Origin of the sequence: Noviherbaspirillum sp. (assembly GCF_035944575.1) — a bacterium.
In the GTDB taxonomy this organism is placed as follows: domain Bacteria; phylum Pseudomonadota; class Gammaproteobacteria; order Burkholderiales; family Burkholderiaceae_D; genus Noviherbaspirillum.
The window spans coordinates 1-7,738 of sequence record NZ_DASZBA010000252.1 but is presented as its reverse complement, the minus strand read 5'-3'; the positions used below and the strand labels follow the sequence as shown (position 1 = coordinate 7,738).

At 57.9% G+C, this 7,738-nt stretch carries 9 protein-coding genes; all 9 read right to left on the bottom strand.

The window, feature by feature from the left end; all coding sequences use genetic code 11:
- Positions 1-784, bottom strand: a 784-nt coding sequence (atpB, locus tag VGU61_RS20690) for a F0F1 ATP synthase subunit A (RefSeq protein WP_326861191.1), incomplete at its 3' end; no start/stop codon positions are given.
- Between the two features lies 1 nt (position 785).
- Positions 786-1,124: an ATP synthase subunit I gene (locus VGU61_RS20685; RefSeq protein ID WP_326861190.1), complete on the bottom strand. Its 339-nt coding sequence runs from the start codon at positions 1,122-1,124 to the stop codon at positions 786-788.
- 245 nt (positions 1,125-1,369) lie between these two features.
- Positions 1,370-1,924: an alpha/beta hydrolase gene (locus tag VGU61_RS20680; protein ID WP_326861189.1), complete on the bottom strand. Its 555-nt coding sequence runs from the start codon at positions 1,922-1,924 to the stop codon at positions 1,370-1,372.
- A gap of 11 nt (positions 1,925-1,935) precedes the next feature.
- Entirely contained in the window at positions 1,936-2,823 is an 888-nt protein-coding gene (locus tag VGU61_RS20675; RefSeq protein WP_326861188.1) for a ParB/RepB/Spo0J family partition protein, read from the bottom strand.
- 68 nt (positions 2,824-2,891) lie between these two features.
- Positions 2,892-3,662, bottom strand: a complete 771-nt coding sequence (locus VGU61_RS20670; RefSeq protein ID WP_326861187.1) for a ParA family protein — start codon at positions 3,660-3,662, stop codon at positions 2,892-2,894.
- A 6-nt stretch (positions 3,663-3,668) separates the two neighbouring features.
- The gene (gene leuE, locus VGU61_RS20665) at positions 3,669-4,301 is read right to left on the bottom strand and encodes a leucine efflux protein LeuE (RefSeq protein WP_326861186.1); all 633 of its coding nucleotides are present in this window, start codon (positions 4,299-4,301) and stop codon (positions 3,669-3,671) included.
- A complete protein-coding gene (locus VGU61_RS20660) occupies positions 4,298-4,846 on the bottom strand; it encodes a lipocalin family protein (protein ID WP_326861185.1) in 549 nt (182 codons plus the stop codon). The genes leuE and VGU61_RS20660 overlap by 4 nt, the downstream gene beginning before the upstream one ends.
- Positions 4,843-5,490 carry a 16S rRNA (guanine(527)-N(7))-methyltransferase RsmG gene (gene rsmG / locus VGU61_RS20655; protein ID WP_326861183.1) on the bottom strand — a complete coding sequence of 216 codons (648 nt, stop codon included), beginning with the start codon at positions 5,488-5,490 and terminating at the stop codon, positions 4,843-4,845. Before rsmG ends, VGU61_RS20660 begins: the two co-directional genes overlap by 4 nt.
- Positions 5,491-5,502: 12 nt before the next feature.
- On the bottom strand, positions 5,503-7,428 hold the full coding sequence (gene mnmG, locus VGU61_RS20650; RefSeq protein ID WP_326861182.1) for a tRNA uridine-5-carboxymethylaminomethyl(34) synthesis enzyme MnmG: 1,926 nt from the start codon (positions 7,426-7,428) through the stop codon (positions 5,503-5,505).
- Positions 7,429-7,738: the final 310 nt, after the last annotated feature.

The following is a 7,738-nucleotide window of genomic DNA, read 5'->3' as shown; positions in this document are numbered from 1 at the left end:
AGGCCTGGAGGAACACGATCAGGATGTGGAAGATTGCCCAAATGGAACCGGCAATCACATGCCCGAAGAAGCCAAGAACGGTAGCTGTCGAACCAAGCAATGCGATGAGCAGGAAGATCAGCTCGCCGGCATACATGTTGCCCCAGAGTCGCATGCCCAGCGATACGGTGCGAGCGATGTACTCGATGATGTTCAGCAACAGATTGAATGGTGCCAGCCAGATACCAAATGGTGCGGCGAACAATTCATGGACCCAGCCGCCCATGCCCTTGATCTTCACGTTGTAGTAAAGGATCAGTGCGAGCACGCCGATCGAAATGCCGAGGGTGCCGTTGAGGTCCGCGGTAGGAACAGCGCGGTGGTAAGGGAATACGCTCTCGAGGCCCAGATAATGGAAGGCCTGCGCGAAAAGATCGACCGGGAGGAAGTCGAGGGAGTTCATCAACGCCACCCAGACGAATACCGTCAATGCAACCGGGGCGATGAAACGGCGGTCACCGTGGGTGATGATGGATTTGGATTGGTCTTCGACCATTTCGACCAGCATTTCGACCGCAGCCTGGAAACGGCCCGGTACGCCGGAGGTTGCGCGACTTGCGGCGCGCCACATCAGGAAACAGCCGATGACGCCGGCGACGATGGACCAGAACACAGTGTCCATGTTGATGATCGAGAAGTCGACCATCTTTTCCTGATGTTTGCTTGTGAGGTGTCCGAGGTGGTGAACGATATACTCGGAAGCGGTCGGGGCGTGCCCTGCCGCGCCTTCTGCTGTAGATGCCATGTCAGTGCCTAAATAATAAGATGATGTAACTTTTCAGTGCCACGATGAAAGCGGCGATCAGCGCCAGCCAGTTCAAATCGCGGTACAGCCAGACGATCATGCCCAGTAGCGCGACCGTCAATGCAATCTTTATAAATTCGCCGATGAAAAACGTCATCGGGTTAATAGCGCCCGGTTTTTGCGCGCCGATAAACAGGCGCAGGGCAAACAAACCGTTCGGCACGACACAACACAGTCCGCCAAGAAGCGCCGATATCAGCGCATGCTTTCCACCAATCAGTCCGGCCACTACGCCGGCGATCACCGTCATCAAAACTTGCAAGGTAACAACGCGCAGCATATCTGTCTTGGATAGCAATCCGTGAGCGCAATCTGTGGGCTTGTGGGCACTTCGACAGCTGCGTTAAATCTTGGTGGCGCGCTCTGGCAAACCACGGGATTATAAGTGTTTTCCACAAGACGAGTCAAACTTTTGCCCCGCTGCATATCATGGGAAACGTACGGTAAAAATACTGGTAACAGCTATTTAAGATGGGCTGTTAACCAAAAGGCGGCAGTAGGAAATTGCTGAATTTTTCAGCAGCCTTACTTTTGTGCGGATTCGCTTACGACATCCAGCCATGATCGTCCTTGCGGCCACATGCCGAGACCGCTTTCACCGTTAATGTGACCACGCAGGCCGATGCTTTCAAATTCGGCACCCCAGTCGGCAGCCCATGACTGCGCCTTCGGCAATGTACACCACGGGTCGTCGGTCGAGGCGACCACGATGGTTTTAAAAGGCAGGCGCAGACGGGGCATGGGTGCGAATCCGCGAACGCTGCGTGGAAAGTTTTCGCGCTCGACATCCGGCGGCGCCACCAGCAATGCGCCGATGACTTTGGACGCGTGCCGGCTCGTTCCGTTTTCCGCCATCCACCATGCAGCGAGCGCGCAGCCGAGACTGTGGGTGGCGAATACGATCGGGCCATCAGTCTGGCGAATCACCGCATCCAGCGTCGCTACCCATTCGGTGCGGTCGGGCGCCTCCCAATCGCGCTGCTGCACCCGCATTGCCGACGGGATCGAGGCTTCCCATAGCGTTTGCCAGTGGTCGGGGCCGGAATTGTAGAGCCCTGGAAGAATGAGTACGTTGGTCACCGGGCAAGGACTCAATGAACGCGCAGCCGCGCGATGACGTCATCCAGCACGTCGAGGTTGGCGAAATCGATTACCAGCTGCCCCTTGTTCTTCGCGCCCATCTTGATCGCCACCGGGGTGGCCAATGCGTCCGACAGTTCCTCTTCCAGGCGCGCAATGTCGCGGGATTTTTCCTTGGCGCTACGCGGCTGATCGTCAGCGGATTGCGCAGCGGTCGCCTGCACGACCAGCTTCTCCGCCTCGCGCACCGACATGCGCTTGGCGACGATCTGGTTGGCAAGCGTGATTTGCGTGGCGGCATCGACGGCAAGCAAGGCGCGGGCATGGCCCATGTCGATATCGCCCGCCATCAGCATGGTTTGCACCGGCTTGGCGAGGTTCAGCAGGCGCAACAGGTTCGACACCGCGCTGCGCGAGCGGCCGACCGCGCCGGCGGCCTGCTCGTGCGTGAAGTCGAAGTCGGTGATCAGACGGTAGATGCCTTGCGCTTCCTCGAGCGGGTTGAGGTCTTCGCGCTGGATGTTTTCAATGAGCGCCATGGCTGCGGCGGACTGGTCATCGACTTCCTTGACCAGTACCGGCACTTCCGTCATGCCGGCAATCTGCGCGGCGCGGTATCGCCGTTCGCCGGCAATGATTTCATATTTGCCGTCCCCACCCCCGAGCGGCCGGACCAGGATCGGCTGCATCAATCCCTGGGCCCTGATCGATGCGGCGAGCTCGTTCAGCGCGCCCTCATCCATGCGGGTGCGCGGCTGATATTTGCCGGCCTGCAGTTGAGATACCGGCAACGCACTGGGCAACCCCGGTGCAGCGGCTTCGAAGTCTGCGCTGTCGCCTGAACCGCCCAGTAGTGCATCCAGTCCGCGACCGAGTCCTTTGGATTTCTTGGTAACCATGATGCCTCTATCGTGTTTCTGTCGTCTCGGGAAGGATCGCCGCGATGCGTCTTCCTGCCCCGAAGAAATTAAGCTGCCTTGATCCGTTCGACCATCTCCGCGCCGAACGCGATATATGCTTGCGCCCCCTTGGACGCCGGGTCGAACGACACGCCCGGCATGCCGTATGACGGGGCTTCCGCGAGTCGCACGTTGCGCGGGATGATGGTCTTGAAAACCTTGTCGCCGAAATGTTGTTCAAGCTGTGCCGACACCTGCTGCGACAAAGTCATGCGCGGGTCGAACATGACGCGCAGCAAACCGATGATTTTCAAATCCGGGTTGAGCTTCGCATGGACTTTCTTGATGGTGTTGACGAGGTCGGACAAACCTTCCAGCGCATAGTATTCGCATTGCATCGGAATCACGACGCCATGTGCGGCGCACAGACCGTTCAGAGTAAGCATCGATAAGGCCGGGGGGCAATCGATCAGCATGAAGTCGTATTCGCCGGCAACAGCAGCCAGAGCATCCTTCAACCTTTTTTCACGGTTATCCAGCGCGACCATTTCGACTTCTGCACCGGCCAGTTCGCGGTTGGCAGGAAGGATGTCGAAGCCGCCCGCGCCGGCCCGTTTGCGCGCCGCCGCAACATCCGACATGCCGAGCAACACTTCATAGACCGACGCCTCCAGCGTTGCCTTGTTGATGCCGGCGCCCATTGTGGCGTTGCCCTGCGGGTCGAGATCGACGAGCAGCACGCGCTGGCCGAGCTGCGCAAGGCCTGCGGCCAGATTGACGGCGGTGGTGGTTTTGCCGACGCCGCCTTTTTGGTTAGCGACGCAGAATATTTTGGCCATGTGTTGTTAATTGGTCGTGAGTTTGATGCCGAAGCCGATCAGGAAAATACCCGCTGCCCTGGACGCAAAGGCGGCGATACGGTGGTCTCGTGCAAGACGTTTCGCAGCGGCATTTCCGGCCAGGACCAGCAGGCTGCCATAGAACAGCGTACAAGTCGAGATGATCCCGCCCATGGCGACAAAAGTAAGCGCGCCCTGATGGGTGACGGGATCAATGAAGAGCGGAAAAAACGCCATGTAGAACACGATGGCTTTCGGATTGATGATGGTGACCAGAAAGCCGCGGCGGAAATCGGCGGCGTTGGAAAACGGCACGACGGCGGCGCCCTCCCCGCTTTTTGCCGTCAACAATCCAAAGCCCAGGTAGGCAAGATACGCGGCGCCGAGGTATTGCATTCCCTGAAACAGCAACGGGTTAGCCTGCAACAGCGCGGCAACACCGATTGCGGCCAAAAACATCAGCGCCGCATCGCCCAGCATCAGGCCAAAGAGTGATGCAAAGCCGCCACGCAGGCCGCGTTGGGCGGTACAGGTCAATACGCAAAACGTACCGGGTCCGGGCAGCATCAGAAACACCATGGTCGCCATGACCAGTTGCCATGCATCGGTGATTCCTATTCCATGCAGCCACAGGTTCATTGCTTTTCCTTTCCGGTTCGAATCAGTTGCGCGGTGTCGAAGCCTTTGGCTGTCAGGCGATTGACGATGTCCTGATAGCTTTCTTCAGGCAACACCGGCGTACGCGACAGGATCCATAAATTGTCGCGCTCTGGCGCACCAACTGCTGCAGTAGAGTAATCCGGTGCGAGGTCGATCACCCAGTAGTCGGCCCAAACCTGCGGCAGCCATGACAGCCATTCCGGCGCAAAGCGCACTTCGAGCTTGGCCTTGTTGGTTTGGTCGGGAATGCGTGCACGCCCTACGGCCTCTTCGATGCCGCCATCGGCGCGCTTGCAACGGTTGATGACATCAACCTGCCCGTCCTCGCGCGTTTTGTATTCCGCCGTAACATCACTGGCGCATTCCTTCTGGAATTTATTGGGAAAGCGGGCGACCTCGTACCATTTCCCCATATATTTGCCGAGGTCGAAGGACGGCACGGTTTTGAGTTCCTGTGCGTTCGACCACGTGGAACATGCAGCGAAGGTTACGGCCAGTGTGAATTGTATCAACCGGTTTTTCATGCAGCCCTTTCTATGAAGATCAAGTGGCGCTCGGCATTCAGATGCGGCACGGCCAGCGGTTGGACGATCGTGGCTTTCCACCCCGCGGGCAGGCGTGCGATTTCGTCAGTCGGCAACACCCCTTTCATTGCGATGAACCGGCCACCTTCCGCGAGAAGATGATGCGACCAGGACACGAAATCCGCTAGTTCGGCGAATGCACGGGAGGTGATCACATCGAACTTGCGCGGCGTCTGCAACTGTTCTACCCGCGACGTATGGACTGTTACATTGGACAAGCCCAGCTCCGATTTTGCCTGCGTCAGAAATGCGGTTTTCTTGTGCACGGTATCCACCATCGCGACCCGCATGTCGGGCCGCGCGATGGCCAGGACCATGCCCGGCAGGCCGCCGCCGGAACCGACATCCAGCACATTTTCCGCACCGTCGAATGCCGGCACCGCCGCCAGCGAATCGAGCAGATGCTGTTCGACCATGCGTGCCGGTTCCCGCACCGCGGTCAGGTTGTATACCGCGTTCCATTTCGACAGCAACGCCAGATAATCCATCAGCTGCGCAATCTGCGCATCGTTCAGGTCAAGATGGAGTGCGCGGATGCCGTCAACCAGGACAGGCGTCAACGATGTACGGTCGATTTCCCTCACGTCGCCCTGCCCTCAAACCGCCACTGCAACAGCGGAAAACTCTTTGAACCCGCCCTTTTTCAGGTGCACAAGAAGCAATGAAATCGCCGCCGGCGTAACGCCGGATATGCGTGATGCTTGGCCGAGCGTTTCAGGACGATGCTTGTTCAGCTTCTGCCGCACCTCGACCGACAAGCCACGCACTTCCATGTAATCGAATCCGGCGGGCAATTTCAGGTTTTCATAGTGGTCATGGCGCTCCACTTCACGTGCCTGACGATCGATATAGCCGGCGTATTTGACCTGGATTTGCACCTGTTCCTTGACTGCTTCATCGGCCACGCCCGGACCGGCCAGTGCCCTGCCGTCGGATCCTTTCAGGGTCATCAGGCTGTCGTAGTCGACGTCAGGGCGACGCAGCAGGTCGGCGAGTGCATATTCCCGCTCGATGCTCTTGCCGAGTACACGCTCCGCCTCCGCAGCATCCAGCATGCGCGGGTTCACCCAGGTCGATTTCAGCCGTTCCAGTTCGCGGGCGATGGCTTCGCGCTTCTTTTCAAATACCGTCCACTGCGCATCGCTCACGCAGCCGAGGCGACGGCCGATTTCGGTCAGGCGCAGGTCGGCATTGTCTTCGCGCAGGCTGAGCCGGTACTCCGCCCGGCTGGTGAACATGCGATAAGGCTCCTGTACGCCCTTGGTGATCAAGTCGTCGACCAGCACGCCGAGATAGGCTTCGTCGCGGCGCGGCGTCCAGGTTTCCTTGCCTTGCGTCATCAGCGCCGCGTTCAGGCCGGCCAGCATGCCCTGTGCAGCGGCTTCTTCATACCCGGTCGTGCCGTTGATCTGGCCGGCGAAAAAGAGACCCTGGATGGCCTTGGTTTCCAGGGAGGATTTCAAACCCCGCGGGTCGAAGTAGTCGTATTCGATTGCATAACCGGGGCGCAAAATATGGGCATTCTCCATGCCGCGCATCGAATGCACCAGTTCGAGTTGCACATCGAACGGCAAGCTGGTGGAAATGCCATTCGGATAGAACTCGTTGGTCGTCAAGCCTTCCGGCTCCAGGAAAATCTGGTGCGAAGCCTTGTCGGCGAAACGATGGATCTTGTCTTCGATGGAAGGACAATAGCGTGGCCCTACCCCTTCAATGACGCCGGTGTACATCGGGCTGCGGTCCAGGCCGGCGCGGATGATGTCGTGCGTACGCTCATTGGTGTGCGTGATCCAGCAAGGCAACTGCTTTGGATGCATCGCAGTGTTTCCCATGACGGAAAACACCGGCACCGGGTCCAGATCGCCCGGCTGTTCTTCCATGACCGAGAAATCGATGCTGCGGCCGTCAATACGGGGTGGCGTACCGGTCTTCAGGCGCCCTTGCGGCAGCTTCAGCTCCTTCAATCGCGCGGAGAGCGAAATTGCAGGTGGGTCGCCGGCACGGCCTGCCGAATAATTATTCAGGCCAACGTGTATTTTTCCGTCCAGAAAAGTCCCTGCCGTCAGGACTACGGCGCGACTGCGGAACCGGATGCCTACTTGCGTGACAGCGCCGACGACACGATCGCCCTCCACCATCAAATCATCTACTGCCTGCTGGAACAGCCAAAGGTTGGGTTGGTTTTCAAGGCGATGCCGGATTGCCGCCTTGTACAAGATACGGTCGGCTTGGGCGCGCGTCGCACGTACCGCTGGGCCTTTGGAAGAATTCAATATACGAAATTGAATGCCGGCCTCATCGGTTGCAATTGCCATGGCGCCGCCCATTGCATCCACTTCCTTGACCAAATGACCTTTGCCGATGCCGCCGATAGATGGATTGCACGACATCTGACCAAGTGTCTCGATGTTGTGCGTAAGAAGCAAAGTTTTTTGGCCCATGCGGGCGGACGCCAGTGCCGCTTCTGTTCCGGCGTGGCCGCCGCCGACAACAATGACATCGAATTCAGTTGGAAAAAGCATAGTTCGCCTCGGTGAGACGTCAGAAGATTATTTCGGGAAGGTCGCGGTGCACGACACCGGAGGCGTGATTATAAAGTGTTTTAACGCGCCAGCCTGATTGCAAGACATGGGTTCGACGGCACTAAGAAATGAATGTTCCACGTGGAACATTCGCTTTCCAATAGTTTCTGCATGAACTTCCTGTCAGTAATGTTTCACGTGAAACATAAGAAAAAATCCTGGAGGACGCATCGACTATTCAATTGCTACAATCTGGAAAAAACAGGAGACTCAAATGAACATATCGACCCCATTCACCTTCAGTACTGTT